Source organism: Roseburia inulinivorans DSM 16841 (genome assembly GCF_000174195.1).
Taxonomy (GTDB): Bacteria; Bacillota; Clostridia; order Lachnospirales; family Lachnospiraceae; genus Roseburia; species Roseburia inulinivorans.
Window position 1 is genome coordinate 1 of sequence record NZ_ACFY01000156.1, and the last position, 25,492, is coordinate 25,492.

Annotated in this window: 20 protein-coding genes and 5 pseudogenes; 4 read left to right on the forward strand and 21 right to left on the reverse strand. The window is 42.1% G+C overall.

The window, feature by feature from the left end; genetic code table 11:
* Positions 1–21 precede the first annotated feature (21 nt).
* Entirely contained in the window at positions 22–324 is a 303-nt protein-coding gene (locus tag ROSEINA2194_RS16525; RefSeq protein ID WP_252832694.1) for a transposase, read from the forward strand.
* Positions 325–494: 170 nt separating this feature from the next.
* Here the strand turns inward: ROSEINA2194_RS16525 and ROSEINA2194_RS16530 are convergent, their stop codons facing one another.
* From ROSEINA2194_RS16530 to ROSEINA2194_RS16620, 19 genes and pseudogenes are all read right to left on the reverse strand, one after another.
* A complete protein-coding gene (locus ROSEINA2194_RS16530; RefSeq protein ID WP_009860812.1) occupies positions 495–1,652 on the reverse strand; it encodes a chitobiase/beta-hexosaminidase C-terminal domain-containing protein in 1,158 nt (385 codons plus the stop codon).
* Positions 1,653–1,679: 27 nt separating this feature from the next.
* On the reverse strand, positions 1,680–2,522 hold the full coding sequence (gene folD / locus ROSEINA2194_RS16535) for a bifunctional methylenetetrahydrofolate dehydrogenase/methenyltetrahydrofolate cyclohydrolase FolD (RefSeq protein ID WP_009860813.1): 843 nt from the start codon (positions 2,520–2,522) through the stop codon (positions 1,680–1,682).
* A 38-nt stretch (positions 2,523–2,560) separates the two neighbouring features.
* On the reverse strand, positions 2,561–4,231 hold the full coding sequence (locus ROSEINA2194_RS16540; RefSeq protein ID WP_009860814.1) for a formate--tetrahydrofolate ligase: 1,671 nt from the start codon (positions 4,229–4,231) through the stop codon (positions 2,561–2,563).
* 104 nt (positions 4,232–4,335) lie between these two features.
* Positions 4,336–6,951, reverse strand: a complete 2,616-nt coding sequence (locus ROSEINA2194_RS16545; RefSeq protein WP_009860815.1) for an FtsK/SpoIIIE family DNA translocase — start codon at positions 6,949–6,951, stop codon at positions 4,336–4,338.
* Between the two features lie 24 nt (positions 6,952–6,975).
* On the reverse strand, positions 6,976–7,881 hold the full coding sequence (locus tag ROSEINA2194_RS16550; protein ID WP_009860816.1) for an undecaprenyl-diphosphate phosphatase: 906 nt from the start codon (positions 7,879–7,881) through the stop codon (positions 6,976–6,978).
* A 113-nt stretch (positions 7,882–7,994) separates the two neighbouring features.
* Positions 7,995–8,690, reverse strand: a complete 696-nt coding sequence (locus ROSEINA2194_RS16555) for a ClpP family protease (RefSeq protein ID WP_009860817.1) — start codon at positions 8,688–8,690, stop codon at positions 7,995–7,997.
* 82 nt (positions 8,691–8,772) lie between these two features.
* Positions 8,773–10,231 (reverse strand): annotated as a pseudogene (glgA, locus tag ROSEINA2194_RS23680) (glycogen synthase GlgA).
* Positions 10,232–10,373: 142 nt separating this feature from the next.
* Positions 10,374–11,101 (reverse strand): annotated as a pseudogene (locus tag ROSEINA2194_RS16565) (YebC/PmpR family DNA-binding transcriptional regulator).
* Positions 11,102–11,237: 136 nt separating this feature from the next.
* A complete protein-coding gene (locus ROSEINA2194_RS16570; RefSeq protein WP_044928631.1) occupies positions 11,238–12,116 on the reverse strand; it encodes a hemolysin family protein in 879 nt (292 codons plus the stop codon).
* Positions 12,117–12,189: 73 nt separating this feature from the next.
* Positions 12,190–12,537, reverse strand: a complete 348-nt coding sequence (locus ROSEINA2194_RS16575; RefSeq protein ID WP_009860823.1) for a type II toxin-antitoxin system PemK/MazF family toxin — start codon at positions 12,535–12,537, stop codon at positions 12,190–12,192.
* 109 nt (positions 12,538–12,646) lie between these two features.
* Positions 12,647–13,819: an alanine racemase gene (gene alr, locus ROSEINA2194_RS16580; protein WP_009860824.1), complete on the reverse strand. Its 1,173-nt coding sequence runs from the start codon at positions 13,817–13,819 to the stop codon at positions 12,647–12,649.
* A 36-nt stretch (positions 13,820–13,855) separates the two neighbouring features.
* Entirely contained in the window at positions 13,856–15,355 is a 1,500-nt protein-coding gene (locus ROSEINA2194_RS16585; protein ID WP_009860825.1) for an NAD(P)H-hydrate dehydratase, read from the reverse strand.
* Between the two features lie 86 nt (positions 15,356–15,441).
* Positions 15,442–16,083: a redox-sensing transcriptional repressor Rex gene (locus ROSEINA2194_RS16590; RefSeq protein ID WP_009860826.1), complete on the reverse strand. Its 642-nt coding sequence runs from the start codon at positions 16,081–16,083 to the stop codon at positions 15,442–15,444.
* Between the two features lie 155 nt (positions 16,084–16,238).
* Positions 16,239–18,169 (reverse strand): annotated as a pseudogene (locus ROSEINA2194_RS16595) (ABC-F family ATP-binding cassette domain-containing protein).
* Positions 18,166–19,379, reverse strand: a pseudogene (locus ROSEINA2194_RS23685) (NADP-dependent isocitrate dehydrogenase). The pseudogenes ROSEINA2194_RS16595 and ROSEINA2194_RS23685 overlap by 4 nt, the downstream one beginning before the upstream one ends.
* 45 nt (positions 19,380–19,424) lie before the next feature.
* Positions 19,425–20,086: pseudogene (locus ROSEINA2194_RS23690) on the reverse strand (GntR family transcriptional regulator).
* A gap of 2 nt (positions 20,087–20,088) precedes the next feature.
* Complete coding sequence (locus tag ROSEINA2194_RS16610) at positions 20,089–21,480, reverse strand: hydroxymethylglutaryl-CoA lyase-like TIM-barrel protein (protein WP_044928634.1); 1,392 nt, start codon at positions 21,478–21,480, stop codon at positions 20,089–20,091.
* A 166-nt stretch (positions 21,481–21,646) separates the two neighbouring features.
* Positions 21,647–22,006: a hypothetical protein gene (locus ROSEINA2194_RS16615; protein WP_009860834.1), complete on the reverse strand. Its 360-nt coding sequence runs from the start codon at positions 22,004–22,006 to the stop codon at positions 21,647–21,649.
* A complete protein-coding gene (locus ROSEINA2194_RS16620) occupies positions 22,003–22,704 on the reverse strand; it encodes a response regulator (protein ID WP_044928636.1) in 702 nt (233 codons plus the stop codon). The genes ROSEINA2194_RS16615 and ROSEINA2194_RS16620 overlap by 4 nt, the downstream gene beginning before the upstream one ends.
* A gap of 185 nt (positions 22,705–22,889) precedes the next feature.
* Here ROSEINA2194_RS16620 and ROSEINA2194_RS16625 point away from each other — a divergent pair, with 185 nt between their 5' ends.
* The gene (locus tag ROSEINA2194_RS16625; protein WP_021922704.1) at positions 22,890–23,105 is read left to right on the forward strand and encodes a hypothetical protein; all 216 of its coding nucleotides are present in this window, start codon (positions 22,890–22,892) and stop codon (positions 23,103–23,105) included.
* Positions 23,106–23,190: 85 nt separating this feature from the next.
* On the opposite strand, the gene ROSEINA2194_RS21365 is transcribed toward ROSEINA2194_RS16625, so the two are convergent.
* Positions 23,191–23,340, reverse strand: a complete 150-nt coding sequence (locus ROSEINA2194_RS21365; protein WP_009860837.1) for a hypothetical protein — start codon at positions 23,338–23,340, stop codon at positions 23,191–23,193.
* A gap of 239 nt (positions 23,341–23,579) precedes the next feature.
* Here ROSEINA2194_RS21365 and ROSEINA2194_RS22335 point away from each other — a divergent pair, with 239 nt between their 5' ends.
* Together ROSEINA2194_RS22335 and ROSEINA2194_RS16635 are read left to right on the forward strand one after the other, a co-directional pair.
* Positions 23,580–23,783 (forward strand): hypothetical protein, encoded by a 204-nt coding sequence (locus ROSEINA2194_RS22335; RefSeq protein ID WP_009860839.1) that lies wholly within the window; start codon positions 23,580–23,582, stop codon positions 23,781–23,783.
* A gap of 46 nt (positions 23,784–23,829) precedes the next feature.
* A complete protein-coding gene (locus ROSEINA2194_RS16635) occupies positions 23,830–24,117 on the forward strand; it encodes a hypothetical protein (RefSeq protein ID WP_009860840.1) in 288 nt (95 codons plus the stop codon).
* A gap of 57 nt (positions 24,118–24,174) precedes the next feature.
* On the opposite strand, the gene ROSEINA2194_RS16640 is transcribed toward ROSEINA2194_RS16635, so the two are convergent.
* Positions 24,175–25,488 (reverse strand): InlB B-repeat-containing protein, encoded by a 1,314-nt coding sequence (locus tag ROSEINA2194_RS16640; protein ID WP_009860841.1) that lies wholly within the window; start codon positions 25,486–25,488, stop codon positions 24,175–24,177.
* Positions 25,489–25,492 lie beyond the last annotated feature (4 nt).

Consider the following 25,492-nt stretch of genomic DNA (forward strand, 5'->3'; position numbering starts at 1 on the left):
AAAAATTGTCGAAGCAGAAGTATGCCCGGATCACATACATATGTTAGTAGAGATTCCACCAAGCATAAGTGTGTCAAGTTTCGTAGGGTATTTAAAAGGAAAAGTACGCTAATGATATTTGAAAGACATGCGAATTTAAAATATAAGTATGGAAACAGGCATTTCTGGTGCAGAGGATATTACGTAGATACAGTAGGCAAAAATGCAAAGAAAATACAGGAATATATTCAAAATCAGTTAAAAGAAGATTTGGAATATGATCAAATGACTCTGAAAGAGTATATTGACCCGTTCACGGGTGAGCCAGTAAAAACAAACAGATAGAATAAGCCCAATGGGCTTAGTAGGTAAATGACGTTGCGGCTGGCGAACCATTCGATGAGTCTTTAGACTCCAGAGCCGGTAATAAGCCCTTATAGGGCGTGAGCAAACCACCGGCTAAGCCGGTGGTTATGATTGTTCACTTCGCACATAATAAACGTTACAACGTCCCGCTACTCTTCTACCTCAACTTCAGGCTTGGCATGATAGATAAAGTTTGTCCGGTAGATCTCACTTGTAAGTTTTGTCTTATCATTCACAACAATAATAGATAAGATATTGTTACCTTCCGGTACTTCGATTGGTTCTGTGTAACGTGCAGATGTATCTGTAGGATCTGTTCCATCCCACGTGTAATAAATACTGCATCCCTCATCTGCAGTAATCACTACAAACGTAATATCATCCATGGTACCGCCATCCGGTGTTACTTCCGGATAATCCGGGGCTTTCGCTTCGGTCTTATATTTACAGGTGACAACATCACTGTAAATTCCCTTATCGTTTTTGCAGACTGCCTTGATAGTATACTTTCCAACATCGTCTAATTCAATTCCGGCATCGGTATAAAGAATACCATTTTTTTTCGGATCTGATTCATCTAATGTATAATAGATATCACATTCTTCAATGGAAAAAATGGTAACTTCCGTATACACATCATATGTTCCCTCATCCGGATAAAAGACCGGTTCAGCGACAATATACCCGGAAAACAGTTCTAATAAATCTGTATCTGTCACAGTAGACGCCAGCTCTGTAATTTTATCGTACTGACCTTTTGCCTCATAAATCGTGATCAATCCCTGATAAGCCTCTTTGTTCTTTTTATCGAGGTTGATGATCTCCATCTCAAGCACTAATGCAGAATCATATTCTTTTCTTGCAAGATAGATTTCCGCCATGGCAGCCCTGGCATTGATGTCATTTGGTGATAATGTCAGCGCATTTTTATAGTAAGAAAGCGCCTTCTCATAGTTTAAATCCACCAGTTCCTTTTCTGCCATCGCAATCTGGTAATCGTACGAATTGTTATTCTGATAGCGCACGTAAGCAATTGCTCCGATTGCAATGACGACAACCACTGCAGCAACGCAGCCTAAAACAATCCACGGAGTCTGTTTTTTCTTTTTATGGTGTCCCTCTGCTTTTTTCTTCTGGTTTTCTGTTTCTTCTGACGATGTATCTTTGGATGCTTCATCCGTCAAAAGAGCTTTCAGATAATCTTCCTCCAAAACAGAATAACCATTTACCATTTGTGCTTCATGGCCGCATACCGAACAATATAAACAGCCTTCTTTTAACTCAGCTCCACACTTTGCACATTTCATATGAAACCCTTTCTATCTCTACCAATCTTATTCTCTGTCCAGACTTTCCACGCAATTGCTCATAAGCATGGCAATTGTCATTGGGCCTACTCCACCCGGAACCGGTGTGATCGCAGAAGCTTTTTCTGCAACTTCCTCATATCGTACATCTCCGCAGAGTTTATTATTTTCATCTCTGTGGATTCCAACATCAATCACAACAGCTCCCTCTTTCACATAATCTGCTGTAATAAATTGTGGTTTTCCAATGGCAACGATCAAAATATCTGCTGTCTGGCATAATTCTTTCAGATTTTTTGTTTTTGAATGGGCGATCGTGACCGTAGCATTCTCACGAAGCATCAGAAGCGCCATTGGCTTTCCGACAATATTGCTTCTGCCAACTACAACACAGTTTTTTCCGGAAATTTCAATTCCAGAACGTTTCAGAAGCTGAATGACTCCGGCCGGAGTACAAGATACAAAGCCCTCTTCACCGATCACTAATTTTCCAACATTCTGTGGATGAAAGCCGTCTACGTCTTTTTCCGGCGAGATTGTGCGGATGATTTTATCCGGATCAATATGCTTTGGAACCGGAAGCTGAACTAAAATACCGTTTACAGTTTCATCTTTGTTCAGTTTTTCAATCAGCTCGATCAATGCATCTTCGGTTGTCTCCTCCGGGAGTTCATAGGATAAGGACCGGATACCAATATACTCGCATGCCTTCTTTTTGTTTCTTACATAGACAGAGGATGCCGGGTCATTTCCGACCTGGATCACTGCAAGTGCAACCTCCGTTCCTGTATCTTTTAATGCTGTCACTTTCTCTTTCAATTCATCTTTGATGTCCTGTGAAATTTTCTTTCCGTCAATAATCTGTGCCATAATTCCTCTCACTCTGTTCTTTCTACTGCATTTCTTTTTTAGAATAAACCGGTGATCACACCTTCGTCATTTACGTCAATTCCATATGCAGCAGGTTTTTTTGGCAGACCAGGCATTGTCATGATCGCACCTGTTACAGCAACCACAAAGCCTGCTCCTGCTGATACATATACTTCTCTTACGTTAATGGTAAATCCCTCCGGACGGCCAAGTTTTGTCTGGTCATCGGAAAGAGAATACTGTGTTTTTGCCATGCAGACAGGGAAATTGGAAAGCCCCATATCTGTAATTCTCTTTAATTCTTTCTTTGCTGCCGGTGCGTAAGTCACGCCGTCTGCACCGTAAATCTCTTTTGCGATAGTCTCAATCTTTTCTTCCAGAGAAAGATCATTCTCATATAATACCTTGAAATGGCTTTCTTTTTTCTCTAAGGTCTCAAGCACTTTGTTTGCAAGTGCAATACCACCTTCGCCACCTTTTTCCCAGACTTCGGAAAGTGCGAACTCGCAGTCTCTCTCATGGCAGAACTGCTCTACATAGTCTGTCTCTGCCTTGGTATCTGTCACAAAGGAGTTTAAAGTAACAACCACCGGTACTCCGTATTTCTGAAGATTTTCGATATGTTTCTCCAGATTTACAATGCCCTTTTTCAAAGCTTCCAGGTTTTCCTCTGCAAGATCAGCTTTCGCAACTCCTCCATTATATTTCAAAGCGCGGATTGTTGCAACTAAAACCACTGCATCCGGTTTCAGATCTGCCTTTCTGCACTTGATATCAAAGAACTTCTCTGCGCCGAGGTCTGCACCAAATCCTGCCTCTGTGATCACATAATCTGCAAGTTTTAATGCTGTCTTTGTAGCACGGACAGAGTTGCATCCATGTGCAATGTTGGCAAACGGACCACCATGTACAATTGCCGGTGTGTGCTCTAAGGTCTGGATGAGGTTTGGTTTCAACGCATCTTTTAATAATGCAGCCATTGCTCCGGTTGCCTGAAGATCATCTGCTGTCACTGGCTTTCCATCATAAGTATAGGCAACAATAATGCGTCCTAATCTTCTTTTTAAATCGTGCATATCAGTTGCAAGGCAGAGAATTGCCATAATCTCGGAGGCAACGGTAATGACAAAGTGATCTTCTCTCACAACACCATCCATTTTGCTTCCAAGTCCAACGACAGTATTACGGAGCACACGATCGTTCATATCAAGACAGCGTTTCCATACAATCTGTCTTGTATCAATGCCAAGTTCATTTCCCTGCTGAATATGGTTATCAAGCAAAGCAGCCAGCAGATTATTTGCAGAAGTAATTGCATGGAAATCTCCTGTAAAATGAAGATTTAAGTCTTCCATCGGAACGACCTGGGCATAACCGCCTCCTGCGGCGCCTCCCTTGATACCAAAACATGGTCCTAAAGATGGTTCACGCAATGCGATCACTGCCTTTTTCCCCAAACGGCCAAATGCCTGTCCAAGTCCGACACTTGTCGTTGTTTTTCCCTCTCCAGCCGGAGTTGGATTGATTGCTGTCACAAGAATCAGCTTTCCATCCGGCTGATTTTTTACCCGCTCGATCAGTTCATCGGATAATTTAGCTTTGTATTTTCCGTATAATTCGAGGTCATCCTCTCCGATTCCAAGCTTTTCTGCTACTTCTTTGATTGGGAGCATTTCTGCTTCCTGTGCAATCTGAATATCACTTTTCATTCCAAAACTCCATTCCTGCGATTCTCTTTCGCATATTGTATTTGTCCATACAGGACTTATAAGTTGATATTATAATACAAGTCTTATTGATAAGCAAATATCAATTACAGATATTCCTCTTCATATTGCTCAAATTGTTCCGGCGACATCAGTACTTTTCTTGGCTTTGTACCTTCCTCCGGTCCGACAATTCCGGCTTCCTCCAACTGATCCATGATCCTTGCTGCGCGGTTAAAGCCGACCTTAAAATACCGTTGCAGCATTCCGATCGAACCCTTTTCTTTGTCGATCAGAAGTTTTGCTGCATCTGCAAAATAAGGATCTCTTCCGTCCCCGGTCTGTCCTGAGTCAATGCTTACTGTCGTATTCCCGGATTCGATGCTGTTCATCTGCTCTTCCACAGATGAATTGTAACTCACCTGTCCGTTTTCTTCTTTTATGTAAGCAACGACATCCGATACTTCTTTATCCGATACAAATGCACCCTGAACACGCAGTGGTTTCGGTACGCCCTGAGGATTAAATAACATGTCACCTTTTCCGAGCAGTTTTTCTGCACCGTTCATATCAAGGATGGTTCTCGAATCAATTCCGGATGTCACCGCGAAGGCGATTCGGCTTGGCATATTCGCCTTGATCAGTCCGGTAATGACATTGACGGACGGACGCTGTGTTGCGATGATCAGATGGATTCCACAGGCTCTTGCAAGCTGTGCCAGACGACAGATGGATTCCTCCACATCACTCGCCGCAACCATCATTAAATCCGCCAACTCGTCTACAATGATCACGATCTGCGGTAGTTTTTCCGGCTTGTCCTCTCCGTCCGGAAGCTCATCAATTTTGGCGTTGTAGCCTCTTAAGTCACGGACATTTGCCTCTGCAAACTTCTGATAACGGTCAGTCATCTCTGCGACTGCCCAGTGAAGCGCACCTGCCGCTTTTTTCGGATCTGTCACAACCGGAATCAGTAAGTGTGGAATTCCGTTATAAATACTAAGTTCGACCACCTTTGGATCGACCATGATCAGTTTTACATCTTTCGGATCTGCTTTGTATAAAATACTCATAATAATCGTGTTGATACAGACAGATTTACCGGAACCTGTTGCACCGGCAATCAGTAAATGAGGCATTTTTGCAATATCTGCAACCGTTACATTTCCTCCAATATCTTTTCCGACGCAGAAAGAAATGTTGGATGGATGATTTTTAAATTCCGGCGAATCCACAAGTTCACGGAAAGAAACCATCAGTGTCTCTTTATTTGGAACCTCGATTCCAACTGCCGCCTTTCCCGGGATTGGTGCCTCGATTCGGATGTCAGCAGCTGCGAGATTCAGTTTGATATCATCTGCCAGATTCACGATTTTACTTACTTTAACACCCATTTCCGGCTGAATCTCATAACGTGTGACCGATGGTCCACAACTGATATTCGTGATCGTAACGTTAACGCCGAAATTCTTTAATGTCTGCTGTAATTTCTGTGCCGTCTCCTGAAGATGCTGTTTGGAATCTCCCTGCTTATTGCCTGGCGGTTTTAACAATGATACTGGTGGGAACACATACTTTCTTTCCTTCTGTGCCTCCAGATGAATCTCTTCCTCGATGGATGAGACATCATTTTGAATATCTTCCTCCGTAGCCTTAACATTTTTCTTCGGTTTTTCTGCGGCATCATACGGAATAGATTCTTCTACTGGATGATGTTCTTCATAAGCCGGCTCTGTATGGATACTCTCCTGATATGCCGGCTCTGTGTGAAAGATTGATGCATCCTCTTCCAGCTCTTTTGCCTCAAACGCTTCCTCAGAAAATGCGGACGGAGCAACATACAGTTCCGTCTCCGGTTCCATAGCAGGAAGTTTTTGATATTCTGCGCCTCCGGCTGTGAGTGTCACATGCTTCTCCTCCTTGATTTCCGGCAGATTGGTGTTCGACTGCTCCAAAAGTTTGTCAATATTAATTTCACTGACTTCATCCGAACCCATAGGCTCTGCCTTCCTGTCCGGAAGAACTCTTGTGTCGACTGCCACGCCTTCCACCTTGCGGTCCATGCGGCGCAGCTCACGTTCCTCACGTCGCTGTTCTGCAAGTTCACGATGACGTTCATTGCTCTCTTTTGCCGTTTCATAAACTTTACGGCTGCCTTTCTGCACACCCTTCAATGCGGAACGTTCTGTGATCAGCACCAGACAGATAATCATTGCCACAACATCGATCACATAAGAACCGAGGAGTCCAAAATTTGGACAAAAAATCCCGGCAAGAAGACCACCTAAAAATCCTCCGCCAATTTTATGTACCGAACAATACTGATAGGCACCTGCCGCTCCGGCAACTTCCGCGCCACAGCGCACGATCTCGATAAACATACATAAAAACAGCACAAAAAAGACAGCCGCAGCAATTTTTACCGTTGCGATCCGATTGCCTTTATTGGACGCCGCAAAAAAAGTACCGATCACCAAAACAACCGGAAAAATATATGCGATCAAACCAAATACACCAAAAAAGAAACTGCTGACAGCATTTCCAATTGCCCCGCCGATTCCAAAATTACTGATAAAAAGTAAAATGGAGATTGCAAGGATCACCCACAGAATCACTTCCTCTGTAAAGCTCTCCTGCTGTATATCATTCTTCTTACGTCCTGAATTCGTTTTTCTGCCAGAAGTTTTTCTGCCAGAGGAACTCTTTCTTTTCCCTGTTGCCAAAATATTACCTCCAAAAAATATCTCCTATAATGTATAGAAAAATCCGCCGATTGAGAGCAGTCCGACAATCAGACAATAAATTGCAAAAATACGGAATTTCCGATTGCGCACAATGACAAGCATTGTTTTAATACAGATATATCCGATCACTGCAGCAATCACCATACCAACAATATAGCAGGTAATATCCATGCCGCTCACGGACAGGTCTGCAAAATCTTTTAACTCTAACACCATGGCACCTAAAATCGCCGGTATCGACATAATAAACGAATATTTCACTGCAAACTTGCGGTTAAATCCGCTGAGCAGACATGCTGTGATCGTTGTTCCGCTGCGGGATAGTCCCGGCAAAGTTGCCACGCCCTGAGCAATACCAACGACAAACGCATTGGTGTATGTAATGTCCTTCGGAAGCTTGTCTCCGCCCTTGCAGCGGTCTGCGATAAAGAGCAGAATTGCGGTTGCGATCAGACAGATGCCCGGCACGATCAGAAGTTCTGATGCCTGCTCTACCACGTCTTTTCCAACAAAACCAATGATTCCGGTCGGAATGGTTGATACCAGGATCAGCACCACAAACTTGCGGTAACTGCTGTTTACAATTCTGCGGTACGGACTGTAATCAACATGATCTTTTCCTCTGTCACGGATCGATAGAAAAAGGTTTTTTATAAGTGCTGCAAAATTGATCAGCACATCTCTCACGATACAGATTCCCTCCACAAAAAGCCTGACGATATCTTTATAATAAACTGCGCAGATCGCGATCAGAGTTCCAACATGCAGCAAAACATCAAATAACATTCCTGTATCCGTCTCAACATGGAACAGGATTTTAAAAAGTGCAAGATGTCCGGAACTGCTGACCGGAAGGAACTCTGTCAATCCCTGTATGATCCCCATCAAGACCGCCTGTAATAAAGTCATAAGCTTTTTCCTCCGCTGTATCGTATCTCATATTTTCTAAAAAATATCAGTTTTTTCCATAAGTCACCGATTTTCATACTTTTTAAGTATACCATATTTCATTTTGATTGTCATTAAAAGCTTTTTTTGCCGCCGGATTTTGTCTCTTGTATGAGCTGGTGTAATTTTGCAAATGCCTCATGGATTCCACCGATAGAATCAATGAGTCCTTCCTCGACCGCCTGTCCTCCAACCAGGATCGTCCCAAGGTCTTTTGTGAGGATTCCCGTATTCATCATAAGCTCCTCCAGCCGGTTCTGTTCTGCTTTGGAATGCTGCACAACAAATTTTAAAATACGATCCTGCATCTGCTTAAAATAATCATATGTTGGCTGCGCCCCGATCACAGTTCCATTCATCCGCACCGGGTGGATCACCATCGTACCGGATGGCACGATAAAAGAATAGTCCGTGGAGACTGCCAGCGGCACGCCGATGGAATGGCTGCCACCGAGTACCAGTGAAACCGTTGGCTTATCAATGGATGCTACCATCTCAGCAATGGCAAGCCCGCTCTCCACATCCCCGCCTACCGTGTTTAACAAAAGCAGTAATCCATCCACATTTTTATTTTCTTCCACCTCTGCGAGTTTTGGAAGCACATGCTCATACTTTGTCGTCTTTGTCGCCGCCGGAAGGCACTCATGCCCCTCAATCTCTCCTATGATCGTCAACATGGAGATCCTGTCTTCCCCATGCTCTAACTCCACCTGACCAAAATCCCTGATCTGCTCATTCACAGCCTTCTCTTTCTCATTTTTTTCTGCCATACAATCTCCCTTCCCTCATAAGACTGAAAAAACAGGATAGATTTTTCTACCCTGTTCTTTAGTATTGGAGATTCTTTTTATTTTATACAGTATATCCAAGCAGATAATTATAAAGCCCTTCGTATTTTCCTTTGGAAGACTTCCATGAATAATCGTTTGCCATGCCCCGTTCAACAATCTGATTCCACTGTTTTTCTTATCAAAATAAATATGCTTTGCATAATTGACAACACCGAGCATCTCTTCCCCATTATAATTTGCAAAAGAGAATCCATCACCGGTATTTTCGTATTCGTTATATGGTCTGACTGTATCCTTAAGTCCTCCGGTCTCACGGACGATTGGAACCGTACCGTAACGGAAAGAGATCAGCTGCGTCAGTCCACATGGTTCAAAGCGGGATGGCATTAAAAATGCATCCGCAGCGGCGTAAAGTTTGTGAGCCAGGTCATCAGAATAACAGATATTGGCAGAAACTCTGTCTCCGTATTTCCATGCATAATGGCGGAACATGTTCTCATACTGTGGATCGCCGGTTCCAATCACAACAATCTGTGTGAAATCATCCACCAGGCGGTCAATCACATAATTGATCAGATCCAGACCTTTCTGATCGGTGAGTCTTGAGATCAGTCCGATCATGAACTTCTTCTTATCGACAGTCAGATCCAGTTCCTCCTGTAATTTTAATTTATTATTGACCTTCTTCTTACGGAAGTTTGATGCGTTATAGTTGGTATAAATTTTCGGGTCTGTCTCCGGATCATATGTTTTGTAATCAATACCGTTTACAATGCCCTGCATATCAAAGTGTCTGGCGGCAAGCAGTCCATCCAGCCCCTCGCCATAGTAATCAGTCTGGATCTCCTGTGCATAAGAATCGCTTACAGTTGTAATATAATCTGCATATACCAAACCACCCTTTAACATGTTGGCATCCTTATGAAATTCCAGTTTATCCGGTGCAAACAAATCTGCTGAAAATCCTGTCAGCCCCTTCATCGTCTTCACATCCCATACACCCCTGGAACTTCAAATTATGTATGGTAATGATTGATTTCATCCCCCCAGTAAAAAGAGTCTGCCTGAAATTCATTTTTCAGATATACCGGGATCAGACCTGTCTCCCAGTCGTGACAGTGGATCAGATCCGGACGGAAATCGATCTGTTTTAACATGGATAAAACAGCTTTATCGAAGAAAACAAACTTCTCAATGTCATAACGGATATCCCCATATGGTGTATCACAGGTAAAATATTCCTGATTATCAATAAAATAGTAGGTAACCCCATCCAGTTCATATTTTAAAATTCCAACATATTTGTTCTGGATATAATTTCCTGCACACATATAAAAATGTGTTACATACTGAAACTGGTTTCTGAATTTTTCCGGAATACAGCTATAATTTGGAATCACGACCCTGACATCCCATTCCTCTTTTGAAAATTCCTTAGGTAATGCACCACACACGTCCGCAAGTCCCCCAGTTTTTATAAACGGAACGCACTCTGACGCTGCAAAAAGAATCCTCTTCATGAATTATACCTCCTCATCATCCTTGTACTATTTATGATATAACATTTTCCCCCGGATTTCTACCACTTTATTGTAAAAAAGTGTCCATATGAAAAAACTCTGTTCTTGGATTGCGCCAAAAACAGAGTCTGTCTCATATTATTTATTCATCCCAGTTGTGGTAAACCTGCTGAACATCATCATCATCATCCAAAAGATCTAAGATACGGTTGATGTTTGTGATATCTTCGTCTGCAGATAACTCTACATAGTTCTGAGGAATCATGGTTACTTCTGCTTCTGCCATTGGAATGTTCTCAGCTTCCAATGCGCTTCTTACAGCTTCAAAATCATCTGGAGATGTCAATACTTCAAAGCAGTCCTCCTCCTCATTAAAATCTTCTGCGCCTGCATCTAAAGCGATCATCATAAGATCGTCTGCATCCATTTCACAATCTTCTTTTGCGATGATGATCTGTCCTTTTTCATCGAACATGTAAGATACACAACCCTGTGTACCGATGCTTCCATGACCTTTTGTGAATGCATTTCTGACATTTGCAGCAGTACGGTTTTTGTTATCTGTTAAACATTTTACAATGATAGCTGTTCCGCTTGGTCCATATCCTTCATATGTACAGAATTCGTAGTTGACGGAGTTTCCATCACCGGCAGCTTTCTTAATACCGCGATCGATCGTATCGTTTGGCATATTGTTGCTCTTTGCCTTTGCGATCACCTGTGCAAGTTTGAAGTTATTGGATGGATCCGGGCCACCCTCTTTTACTGCAACTGCGATTTCTCTACCGATAATCGTAAAGATTTTACCTTTTGCAGCATCATTTTTTCTTTCTTATGTTTAATATTGGCAAACTTTGAATGTCCTGACATAACTTTATCCTCTCTTTTTCTTGTATTTTCGTCTGTCAAACTTTTTATATGTTTTGTGTGTTTCTCACACAATTACAAAATCTCTCAGAAATATTATTCTAGCACCGTTTCTTCTTTCTGACAAGAGTTCTCTTCCTTATCTGTGGAAACGCCCTCGGCAAGTTTTGTGATCTTCACTTTTTTTGATCATCTTATTTTCCACCTGTAAAACTTCGAAATGATACCCGAAAGCATCTGTCTCAAACTTCTCATCATCATTTGGAATACGGTCTAACAGAGAGATCAGTATACCATTTAACGTTTCAAATTCATCTTCCTCCGGAATATGAATTTTCAAAATTTCAAGTGCCTCCTCAGCAGAAGTCATACCATCCATCAGATAACTGCCATCTGGCAGTTTCTCAATCATCTTTTCTTCCTGGTCGTGTTCATCCTCGATGTTTCCTACGATCTCCTCAAGGATATCTTCCATTGCAACAATCCCGGAAGTCTGTCCATACTCATCCACCACGATGACCATATGCGTCTTAGCATTCTGCATCATCGTAAATAAGGTATTAATATTTCTCGTTTCCGGAATAAAATCAACCTCACGGATCAATCCCTTAATATCTTTGATCGCCGTGTGATAAATCTCCTGTTTCTGGCACAGTGCAAGTACCTCCTTAATATGAAGCACTCCGATTATATTATCAATATCATCTATGTATACCGGATATCGCGAATAGTTATTTTCAATCGTGAAATCCAGCATTTCAAGGAACGTCATCGTTCCATCAATGGCAATGATATTCTTGCGGTGCACCATAATATCCTTTGCATCTTTGTCTCCAAATTCAAAAATATTATGGATCATCTCCGCTTCATTCGCCTGCAGGACACCCTGCTCATGTCCTTCATTTACCATTGAGATAATCTCTTCTTCTGTCACATCATCGGTGTCTACTCCGAACAGCTTCATAAGCCTGTTACTCAACTTTTTCATCCCGGTAGTGGGACTGCCACCATCGTCCATAAATCCTCCTAATTTATATCGAAATTGTATTAAAACATTTGAAATAATACCATTTTGCTCCAGAATAGTCAAGTTATGTAAGAAGCTCTAAGCTTATTTCCAATGCCTTATCAATTTTGATCAGTATCTGATTGTCAAGATGACATACTTTATCTTTCAGCCGCGTCTTATCGATTGTGCGCAACTGTTCCAGTAAAACAACGGAATCCTTCACCAGTGCATACTTGGTGCAGTCTAACTCCACATGGGTTGGAAGTTTTGCCTTGTTCATCTGGGAAGTGATTGCTGCACAAATGACCGTAGGACTGTGTCTGTTTCCAACATCATTCTGTATAATAAGAACCGGGCGGACTCCACCCTGCTCAGAACCGACCACTGGTCTTAAATCTGCATAAAAAATATCTCCACGCCGAATTAACATATGCTTTACACTCCATAATCTTACTCAGTATTCTCTCTACTGTTGTTTCTTACGGATAGTATTTCCATATTTAACGGTCGTATTCTGTTTTCAAAAATATTTTTCCAGCCTATTCCTCGTCAAAATATTCCTGGCTTGCAATTCTTTTTCCATCTCGATAAAAAACACGCGGAATACGTTTTCCAAGCACGCAGACAAACTCATAATTAAATCTGCCGGAAAGGCTGCCGACTTCTTCCATGGTGATCACTTCGTCACCATCCCTGCCGATCAGTGTCACTTCATCCCCAATCTTCACATCCGGAATATCAGTCACATCTACCATGAACTGATCCATACAGACTCTTCCGCAGATTGGCGCACGTTTTCCGTGGATCAGGACACTTCCTGTATTGGAAAGTCCCCTGCAATATCCATCTGCATAACCAACCGGGATCGTTGCGATGCGGCTGTCGCGCTTTGTGATGAAAGTTCCACCGTAACTGATCGCTCTTCCAGCCTCTAAATCCTTAACGTAAGCCACATGTGTTTTCAATTCCATCACCGGTTTTAAATCAAGGGAATTCTGGTCGACTTCTTCCGATGGCCATAATCCATACAACGTGATTCCCGCTCTTACCATATCCATATTTGCCTCGCGGATTTCTGCGATTCCTGCGCTGTTGGAACAGTGCTTGACGGGAATCGAAACACCTCTGTCTTCCATCATGGCAATCATTTTTCTGAATTTTTGAATCTGTTCTTTTGTGAAAGTTTTATCATACTCATCTGCTTTTGCAAAATGAGTAAAAATCCCCTCCACTATCATATGCGGAAGCTTTGCAATCTGCGCCATCTCATCTGCGGCTTCTTCTGTCACCTGATACCCGATACGGCTCATTCCGGTATCCACTGCAAAATGCATCCGGCAGTCTTTTCCAACTTTTTCGGCAGCAGCAGAAAGCTCTTTTGCCATCTCAAGTGTAAAAACACTTGGACAGATTTCTGCCTGGATTACTTCCTCATACTGATCCGGGAAGATATAGCCAAGAATCAAAATCGGTTTTTGGATTCCATTATTTCGAAGGATCATCCCTTCCTCAACCGTTGCAGCTGCATACCCATAAACATAATCTAAATGTTCAATCTCCTTTGCAATAGGAACAGCCCCATGACCATACCCATCTGCTTTGATCACCGCCATAATTTTCGTGTCCGGATCGATGTTCTGATGCATGGCTTCCATATTGTGCATGACCGCACTCAAATCTATATTTGCACACACTCTGCTGTGTTTATTCATGTTATATCCATACCTTTCTATCGTAATGAATCTTTTTTATAATTGATTTTCTGCCAGAAAATCTCTCAAACCATTTACAATGTCGCCTGCCATCATACCACGAAAACCACATTTTTTCAATGCAGTATCTCCGGAAAGTCCGTGAAGGTAAACACCAAGCGCGGCCGCAGTCTCTGTGTCTGCCCTCTGGGTCAGAAGTGATCCTATGATTCCGGTCAGCACATCCCCACTTCCCGCCGTTGCCATTCCATGATTTCCGGAGAGGTTCAGATAAGTCCTTCCATGTGGAGTGGCAACGACCGTGTGTTCATCTTTCAGAACACAGGTGACATGAAATTTTCCTGCAAACTTATCCGCAGTATCAATCAGCCGTGTCTGGATAAAGGCAATGGAATCCCCGGTCAGACGGCTCATCTCACCAAGATGCGGCGTGATCACAAGTTCTGTGTGCGCCAAAAGTAAAACACTTGTGTCCTCTGCAATGATATTTAATGCATCTGCATCAAGGACGACCGGAACAGATGCTTTTTGCAGCACTGTTTTAACAATCTGATGTGCTGCATCCCCGGTTCCGATTCCCGGTCCACACACAATCACATCTGCCCATTTCATTGCTTCTGAAAGTTTTGAAGCATCTAATTTTTCAGGGTGATAAGTAGTCAGAACTGCCTCTGGAATACTTGTCTGCAATGGAATGCGGTTTTCCTCAGGCGTAAACACACGCACCAGACCACAGCCTGCCGTATACGCTGCCTTTGCACTTAAAACAGCTGCGCCAGCCATATCCACACTTCCAGCGATCAGCAGTAATTTACCGAAGCTTCCCTTATTAGAATGTGAAGCTCTCTTTGGAAGGAATCTCAGATCTTCCATCTCGAACACCATAACACCGGGCATTTGTGTCAGAAAACTCTCATCCGTGATTCCAATCTGCTTTGTCACGATCTCCCCGACATATTCATTTCCCGGGAAAAGATGCATGCCGATTTTTTCATAGGCAAATGTGATCGTGCAGTCTGCACGAAACGCACATTTTAAAACAGCCCCTGTGTCCGATGAAATTCCGGATGGCATATCAAGTGCGATCTTTTTTCCTGGTATTTCGTTCATTTTCCGAATTGTATCAGCAAAAATGCCTTCAACATTTCTCGAAAGCCCGACTCCAAAAATGGCATCCACTATTACATCATATGCGGTGTTCTCCGGAATGGCTTCCAATACCGGACATCCATAGGCAAAAAGGATCTCCAGCTGCTTTTTGCACTGGTCTGTCTCCTTCTTCCGGTCACCGATCAACACCGTATGCACCTCTGCTCCGTCCAAAAGTAACAGCCGGGTGAGTGCAAAACCATCTGCGCCATTGTTTCCCGTTCCGCAAACGATCAGAAATTTTTTGCTGCATGGGTACTGCCTTTTGATCTCATCAAAAACTGCAAGTGCGGCCCGCTCCATCAAAAGCAGGGATGGCACTTTAAAATGTTCTGTCGTGTTCGTATCATATTGTTTCATCTCTCTGCTGTTTACCAGATACTTCATAACCTTCTCATCCCCTCAGGCATATGGATAAGATAGAGCTGTCGTGCATTAAAAAATGCATGCGGCAGCTCTATCGATTTCATCCATTATTTATTCTGCTTATTTTTTACGATATTATAGGACAACTGCATCAGGCTGTCAGAAAGATGTACATTCTCAACAACCACATCTTTGTCGATCAGATCAAGGTCCACATGGGCAAAATTCCAGATTGCCTGAATTCCAAGATTGACCAGACGGTTTGCAATGGCATCAGCCTTCTCCTTCGGCATGGTAAGGGCTGCAATATCAACAACGTGATCCTTGCAGTAATCTTCCAGTTCATCTAACATGTGGATCTTAATTCCGCGGACTGTCACACCCTCTAACGCCGGATTGACATCAAAAAGTGCTGTGATCACAAAACCAAGTTTTTCAAACTTCACATAATTTGCCAGTGCCTGACCTAAATTACCGGCACCGATGACAATAATATTATGTTTCTGGTTTAATCCTAAAATCTTACCAATCTCTTCATATAAAAACTTTACATTATATCCATATCCCTGCTGTCCGAAACCGCCAAAGTTATTCAGATCCTGACGGATCTGCGAAGCAGTGACATTCATTCTTTTGCTTAGATCATTGGATGAAATACGTTCCACTCCATCCTCCAGCAATTCACCTAAATACCGGTAATATCTCGGCATACGACGGATTACTGCCTGGGAAATTTCTTTTTCCTGCATTTTTTGCCCCTCCCGAAGTATCTCTCTTTCACGGCTCTTTTCTTCTTATGCCGCGATGCATCATTTTTATTATAGTAATTTCAACTGTATCTGTCAATCTGTTAAACTTTTAACAGAGTAAATTTATCTGCCGTATCACCACATTTTCCAGATTTTTACGCGTCCAGCTCCATGGAAAGTTCTTCCCACACTTCATACTGCTTTTCTAATTCTTCCTGATACTCACTCTGCTGTTTCGTCAGTTCTCCTAACTTTGCAGAGTTCACAGCCACTTCCGGCTTTGCACATTCCGCATCGATCGAAGCAATTTTCTCTTCCAGCTCCGCAATCTTTTCCTCTGCCCTTTTCAGGGCATTCTCTATCTTGCGGATCCGTGCCTGTTCTGCCTTCTGTGTCTGCCAGTCCACCTTCTGGGCAGTCTCTTTCACAGAAGCCTCTGTCTGTGCCTCATCCTCCGGCTTTTTGACATATAACGCAACCATCTGGTCATGTTTTTCCAGATAATAATCATAGTTGCCGATATAATTCACAACCGTCTCTCCGGTCAGTTCCAGAATACGTGTTGCAGTCTGATTAATAAAATAACGGTCATGCGATACGAAAATACTGTTCCAGTATAACTTTTTAGTGCTTCCTCTAAAATTTCTTTTGAGGTGATGTCCAGATGGTTGGTCGGCTCATCGAGGATCAGAAAATTCACATCGGAAAGCATTAATTTTGCCAGTGCAACACGTCCTCTCTCACCACCGCTCAAATCCTCAATCCGCTTATAGACATCATCATCTGTAAATAAAAAAGCTGCCAGAACGTTGCGCACTTTCGTGTTATTCAGATTTGGATAATCATCCGCAATCTCATCAAAAATGGTTTTCTCCATGTGAAGCTGCTGATGTTCCTGGTCATAGTAACCAATATGTACATTGCTTCCAAGTGTTACCGTTCCCGCATCCGGGGAGATCAGCTCGTTGATAATCTTAAGGATCGTTGTTTTACCAGTTCCGTTATTTCCAATTAATGCTACACGCTCCCCGCGTTTCACTTCGAAATTAATTCCCGAAAAAAGCTGTAATGGCGGGAATGCCTTGGCAAGCCCTTCCACTTTTAAAACATCATTTCCACTGACCACATTCGGCTCTAACACAATCCGGATATCTGTGTTATCCTCGGTCGGCTTCTCAATGCGTTCGATCTTATCCAGCAGTTTTTCACGGCTCTCTGCCCGCTTAATTGACTTCTCGCGGTTAAAAGATTTCAGTTTTGCGATCACTTCTTCCTGATGCCGGATCTCACGCTGCTGATTATAGTACTGCTTGATCATGGCTGCACGGATTGCTGCCTTTTTCTTTGCATAATCCGAATAGTTCCCCTGATAAACATAACCCTTGTGCTGAAAAATCTCCACCACTTTACTCACGACGCGGTCTAAGAAATACCGGTCATGCGATACGATTAAAACAGCTCCCTTGTAATTCATCAGAAAAGTTTCCAGCCATCGGATTGACTCGATATCCAGATGGTTGGTCGGCTCGTCTAAAAGCAGGATGTCCGGCTTTGTCACAAGCAGTTTTCCAAGAGATACACGGGTTTTCTGTCCGCCGGAGAGTTCGCTCATTTTCTTGTCGAACTCCTCCTCAGTAAATCCAAGCCCCTTTAAAATACCGGTCACTTCACTGCGGTATGCATATCCGTTCACCTGTTCAAATTCATGGCTTAATTTATGGTAAGTATCTAAAAGCTGCTCTAATGCTTCCCCGGAGAGTGTGTTCATCTGCGTTTCCATATCACGCAGCCGTTCCTCCATCTCGATAATGTCGCGTTTAGAATCTAATACTTCCTCATAGATCGTATGGTGGCCGGAAACATCCTGATATTGGGCAAGATAACCGATCGTTTTATCTTTTGCGAGCGTCACTTCCCCCTCGTCCGGATTTTCCTGTTTCATAATTATTTTAAGCAGCGTAGATTTGCCGGCACCATTGATGCCGACAACCGCTGCTTTTTCATTTTCTTCAATATGAAAACTTACATTTTTTAAAATTTCGTCAGTCCCGAATGACTTTGAGATATTCTGACAAGATAAAATCATAATGATAACATTCCTTCTAATGTGGTTCGGATTGCCTTGATGAAATCCTCACTGTTTAACACAGTCGGATGCTCTAATGTTGTAATGAGCGCAAGGTCTTTTGTCATTTTACCACTCTCAATGGTAGATATACAAGCTTTTTCTAATTTATCTGCAAAATCCTGCAATTCTTTGATGCCATCGATCTCGCCACGTTTTCTCAAGGCTCCTGTCCATGCAAAAATCGTTGCGACAGAGTTTGTGGATGTCTCCTCACCCTTTAAATGTTTGTAATAATGGCGCTGTACGGTTCCATGTGCAGCCTCATACTCATAATATCCCTGTGGAGAGACAAGCACGGAAGTCATCATGGCAAGAGAACCAAATGCGCTGGATACCATATCGCTCATGACATCCCCGTCATAGTTTTTACAAGCCCAGATATAGCCGCCCTCCGATTTCATGACACGTGCAACCACATCATCGATCAATGTATAGAAATAGGTGATTCCGGCTTCTTCAAATTTTTCCTTATACTCTGCGTCAAAGATTTCCTGGAAAATGTCTTTAAATGTATGGTCATATTTTTGGAAATGGTGTCTTTGGTTGCAAACCACAGATCCTGCTTTGTATCTAAAGCATAGTTGAAGCAGCTTTTTGCAAAACTTTCAATGGAATTGCACAGATTGTGCTGTCCCTGTACCACACCTGCACCTGTGAAATTATGGATCAGTTCTCTTGTCTCTGTTCCATCCTCAGCAGTGTATACAAGCTCACATTTACCAGGTCCCGGAATCTTCATCTCAGATGCTTTGTAAACATCACCATAAGCATGACGTGCGATTGTGATCGGTTTTTTCCAGTTTTTCACACATGGTTCAATTCCTTTTACAACGATCGGTGCACGGAAAACTGTTCCATCTAAGATTGCACGGATCGTTCCGTTCGGACTCTTCCACATTTCTTTTAAATTGTACTCTTTGACACGTGCTGCATTTGGAGTGATCGTTGCACATTTTACGGCAACACCGTATTTCTTTGTTGCATTTGCAGAATCAATCGTCACCTGATCGTCTGTCTCGTTACGATACTCTAATCCCAGATCATAATAATCGGTTTTAAGGTCGATAAAAGGGGTTAATAATTCATCTTTGATCATCTTCCAGAGAATTCTGGTCATCTCATCTCCATCCATCTCTACTAATGGGGTTGTCATTTTAATTTTTTCCATCGCTTATTTTTCCTTTCTGCCTTGTTTTCATGAATCTCACAAATGTTACTTTTTTAACAAATTATCCCAGCCATAGTGATCCATATTCTCAATGGTTTTCATAATGTGCTGGTTTGCAAGCGTTTCTGCCAGTTGTGCATCATGCTGTTTCAATGCCTCCACAATCTTGCGGTGTTCATTATTTGAATCCACTGCCCTGTTCTTATCGGAAAGAGTGATCTTTCTGACACGCTGGGCATAGTGATGAAAATCGGAAAGCACATGCCGTAATTCCCGGCTGCCACTTGCGGTATATAAAATCTCGTGGAACTTATTGTCTAGCTCAACCATCTGTTCTGCGTTGCCCTTTGCTGCATGAAAATCAGACAAAAAATATTTTCCTCCAACTCATCCAACTGTTCTTTCGTGATATTCTCCGCAGCCCACTTAGCACACAATCCTTCCAGACGGCTTCTGATCTCATAAATATCTTTGATATCTTTCTGGGATATGCCAACCACATAAGCGCCTTTATTAGGAATGATCGTGACCAGACCTTCGAGTTCCAGCTGACGCAGTGCCTCCCTCACAGGGGTTCTGCTGACGCCGAGTTCCTCACCGATTGATTTCTCCTTCAGTTCCTCGTCTCTCTCATATTTACCGGAAAGAATGTTCTCCCTTATCATATGAAAGACTCTCGAACCCAAGGAGTAATTGTCTTCTCCCATAATTATCTCTCCAAAGTATCTATCTTTAATTTCTTACAGCACTTACCGATCTCTTCTACCAACTCATTGTCTGTCAAAACGGTCACACGGCCTTCCTCATACTGCTTGTCTACCCATACTTTTACCATCTTAACAAGTTCTGAATTCTTATCGACGCCTTTTTCCTTTGGCAGATGATAATAAGAATTGATCCATAATGCAATTCCTGCCAGACCGGATGTATTGGATACGGATACAAGTGGTGGTCTGTTTAAAAATTTTCCCGTATCAAAAATGTTGTAAATTTCCTCATTTTTCAACAGACCGTCTGCATGGATACCGGCTCTTGTGACATTAAAGTTACTTCCGACAAACGGTGTGCGGCTTGGCTGTACATAACCTAATTCTTTTTCAAAATACTCTGCAAGCTCTGTGATCACCGTTGTGTCCATGCCGTCTAAGGTGCCTTTTAACTGTGCATACTCAAATACCATTGCCTCCAGAGGGGTATTTCCGGTTCTCTCTCCGATACCAAACAGAGAGCAGTTGACACCGCTTGCACCGTAAAGCCATGCCGTAGTCGAGTTGTTGACCGCCTTGTAAAAGTCATTGTGTCCATGCCATTCGATCAATTCGGATGGGACACCTGCATGTGTGGTAAGGCCATAAATGATTCCCGGTACGCTCCGCGGAATCACTGCGCCAGGGAAATTGACACCATACCCCATCGTATCACAGGCACGGATCTTGATCGGTATCTTATATTCATCCATCAGTTTCATCAGCTCGACACAGAATGGAATCACAAATCCATAAATATCGGATCTTGTGATGTCTTCGAGATGACATCTTGGACTGATGCCTGTCTCTAAACATTCACGGATTACACTTAAGTAGAGGTTCATAACCTCACGCCTTGTCATTTTCATTTTATAGAAAATATGATAATCGGAACAGCTTACCAGAATACCTGTCTCACGAAGTCCGATATCTTTGACTAACTGGAAATCCTGTTTGCTCGCACGGATCCAGCTTGTAACTTCCGGAAATTTATAACCGCGTTCCAGACATTTGTATACGGCATCGCGGTCTTTTTTACTGTATAAGAAAAATTCGCTCTGGCGGATCAGACCTTTTGGTCCGCCTAATTTATGTAAATAATCGTAAATGGTCACGATCTGTTCCGTTGTATAAGGAGCCCTTGACTGCTGTCCATCACGGAATGTCGTATCTGTGATCCAGATATTTTCCGGCATATTATGCGGCACGATACGGTCATTAAACGCAATCTTTGGAATTTCATCATAAGGAAACAGATTATGGAATACATTTGGTTCTTCCACATCCACTAACTGGTAGAAATGTTCTTCTAACTGCAATAGATTTGTCTTTTGATTCATTACAACTTCTCTCATAACATCCTCCTTATAGTAAACGAATATATATGCAAAATATTTGACTATTTTCACATGCATAATTGTATACAATTATACCTTCTTTATTTTAGGCACTCTTGCTGCTATTTGTCAATGCATAATATCTTATATTTATTATAACAATTAGTTATGGTTCGCTTTTGGGTTATGAATCCACTCTATGATTTCTGCGCTCAATCGCACAGTTTAAGATATATCTGTTTTCTTTTTCCAGGGAAACCGTACGATATACGATACTGTCCGTAATTTTTTCTGTCAGATCCATAATATCTTTGTGACATTCCTGATTCTCTCCGGTGTAAATGATCTGTCCATTTTTATCGAGATTCTGCGAATAGTCACAACTGAAACGTACCACAAAAAACTTTTCAGATGCCGTCTCCATGGTAACCGAAACAGCATATTTACCCAGAATCTGCCTGCATGCTTTTGTGAGTATCATCAGGAGGAAAAGAATCTTCCGGAAAATCTCCGGTGGGATCTCGCAGTCTTCTTTCTTTATCATATGGAAACTTTGTCCGGCATCCTCATGATGAAATTCATTTTTAACCGGTTATACCCCATCAGATAATTACCATTTTCATGGATCATTGTCTCCAGATAATATCCGAGCAGATCCCTCAGATAATGTTCCATCATGTATTCTCCCACGGAATCCATCTGCCCTATCGTCAAATGCTGCTTCAGCATCGTCATGACAACCTCTGCTGCCTGCTTATAGAGCATGACATTCTCCTTTTGTCTCTCCTCAATTCTCTCAAAATCCTTCTCCGAGAAAAAGAGATTCATATTTGCCTGCTCAAGATCTGATTCTGCCTGTTTTTTCAGGCGGTGATACTCCAATGCCGCATTCACCGGTTCGATAAAATCAGCAAATGACGCACACGGTTTCATGATCAATTTGTAGATATCACATTCATTCAGAAAAGAGAGGATGTCTTTTACATGCTCTGCACTCGTCATTGCCACACGGACCGTATCCGGCGAGATCATTTTTGCCATGGTGAAAAATTCTCTTCCACTGAGTACGGAAAGACTCGTCTCACATACTAAAACATCTGTTTTCTGATGTTCTAATATATCCAGTGCCTCCTCCGGTCTCCCTGTAATCTGATAAGAAAAAGAAGGCTTTTCTGTCTGGAAAACTGCCTCAAGTCTTTTTCTCCCCACCTCATCCGGCTCTACGATCATTACAAATTCCATCCTCATCCTCCTGTGTACGTTGTGATTCTATATCATTATTTTATACTTTTATTGTTATGATTAACTTAACTATAGCAAACCCATTTTTATATCTCAATAGCAAAAAAAATTTATTTTTCAAAAACTGTAACACATTCTCCTCTGTTCCATAAGATACAGTGTAAGAAAAATTTGGAGGATTTAACATGAGTGATTTAGCTGCAACAAACTGTGGTGGATGTGGATGTAATGAGGGAGGATGCAACTCTATTCTCTGGATCATCATTTTATTGAGCTGCTGCTGTGGTAATAACGGCGGATTCTGTGGCAACAACGGATGTGGCGGTGGAAATGACTGCTTATGGATCATCTTACTTCTTCTCTGCTGTGGCGGATGTGGTAACGGAAACGGCTTCTGCTAATCGCAGGCAGACATCAATGGGGGACCTAAAGTTCCCCTGACCGGTAAACCACCCAGACTTCACGGTCTGGGTGGTTTTTTGTCGTTTACTTTGGTTTTTCCGTTTTCTCTTTGTTCTTTGCCACTTCCCGCTCTCTGACAATCTTCTTGTATACCTCACATTCCTCTGGCACACTTCTTCTTTTGAGACACTCTTCATCTATCTCATAAACACTGTTATTTTCCACCACTAACATGACATTTTTCCTCCTCTCTCTATCCTATGCTGCGAAAATCCGTTTGCGACATATCTGGCATATTGTTTCTTTTTCCACATAAAATAAAAGAAAAGGCAATTCTTATGGACGAAGCTACACCACTTACCCCTTTCGATACGATGACTCAGACAAGAGAGATCCAGATGTTAAAAAACCGTAATTCCATACATGAAAAAGTTCACAAAAAAAAACAATTTGCCATATTAATAAAAGTATAAGTGAACTTCAAAATAACGCTTCATATTTTTTCACAGGAAGAAACAGGTCTTATCCATGGTTCCCTGCCGGAAGAGGAAAACAACCCACAGTCACTTTTAAACAGCCTCCGCCCTTTCTGTACCCCAAAAGAGCTTGAGACGATTGATATGCTGACCAATATGTTTTCCATGCTTGAAACCTATGAAACGATTTTTGCAGGATAACACCATCAGCCTTTATTTGTTGTAAAAAAATCAGAGAGGATTTTCTATGGAAAATGATGTTTTTAAAACCAATCCGGTATTTCAGAATCTGTCACCGGAAAAGCTTTCTTTTTTAATGAATTTTGCAAACAGTAAAAAACCTACCGAAATGAAAGACATGATGCCATTTCTGCTCGGAACGCTCTCCTCCGCCAAAAAGCAGAATATCCAGTTCACAAAGCCTGAAACAGAACTTATGATTTCGATATTAAAACAGAGCATGTCACCTGAGGAAGCAGAAAAAGCAGATAAAATCATCCGGCTCATGAAAGAAAGAAGCGGACAGTCTCAATAGAGGCCGCCCGCTTCTTTCTCATACACTTTATGATGCATGTTTCCATCTGGCAATTTCTTACCAGATAGTTGCAACATTCACTTTTAGTACTTTATCAATTGGTGCTACACTGGTTCCCTTGCCATCTGTACCTTCAAAATACTTTGAGCTTGCAGACTCAAACAAAACATAAAGGTTATTATCCACAATTGCGATTTCCTCGGAACACGGAGGCATCTCCACCTTAACGGATGGTGTTGACGGGCTCTGGTTCAAAGCGATCAGGGAGGAATATACTTTCAGATAAGAAGAATTGCTTCTTCCAAGCGATGTACTTAAGTATACGGCACCCTGTGAATCAAATGCAATTCCCTGCACTTTGCATGGAATATTGTAATTACTCAATGCAACCAATTTGTCTAACTGTGTGTCATAGGTGTATGCATACATTTTGGAGCGGAACATCTTATTGTAAGTTGCCACCCAGATACGTCCTCCATAACAGGTGATACAGGAAGGCGTATTTCTCAGATGATATTCATCTGAAATTGCAGATGCATCAATACAATAACCAGGTGCATCTTCCGCGATCAGCCTGATATATTCATAGGAGATACGCTCTAGTGTATTGGAATTAGAGTGACATACCCATAAATTTTCTCCGTCAAAAGCAACACCACCAAGGTGACTGTCTTTTTTCATTCCAAGTGTCACAAGATAATCTCCGGTTTCCCGATCAAATACCATCAGGGCTCCCGGTTCATTTTTATCCTCAGTGTATGCTGTCATGATCACGTAATCCGGTGTAAAACAAAGTCCCTGCATGCACATATCTGCTGTGTTGATATAGTTGTTTACATAATCTTTTTCTCTGGTGGAAGGCATTCCCGGAATGGATAATTCATCCATAAAATTATAACTGCACTGTCTTAATTCTTTCTGGTTCATCGCAAGCAGATTTCCGGTGTGATAAGAATACATCTCAACGTTCAGATAACTGTCGATTGTCTTTGTCCATTTTGCAAAAAGAACAAGTTCAGAAGGACTTTTCTTTGTGATCTCTGTCACCTTCTTTGTATAACTGCTGTCTGTATACCATCCGGCAAAATTATAACCTTCCTTCACCGGGACATCCAGTGTCACCGGAAGTTCCTTTTCGTGATAGACCTCACGGTTGGAAATGCTGTTCTCTCCTCCATTCAGAATATAGGTAATATGATATGCCTTCTGACCGGTTTCTTCATACGGATCAACATAAACAGGTTTGTTTTCAATGATACCTGCCTGAGAGATTCCGATTCCTTCGATCGTATGGGCACGTGCGACCTGTGGATCGTTGATCACAAGAAGTATTGCATATAAAATTATGAAAATATTTCTTGTGATCTTCATAAAT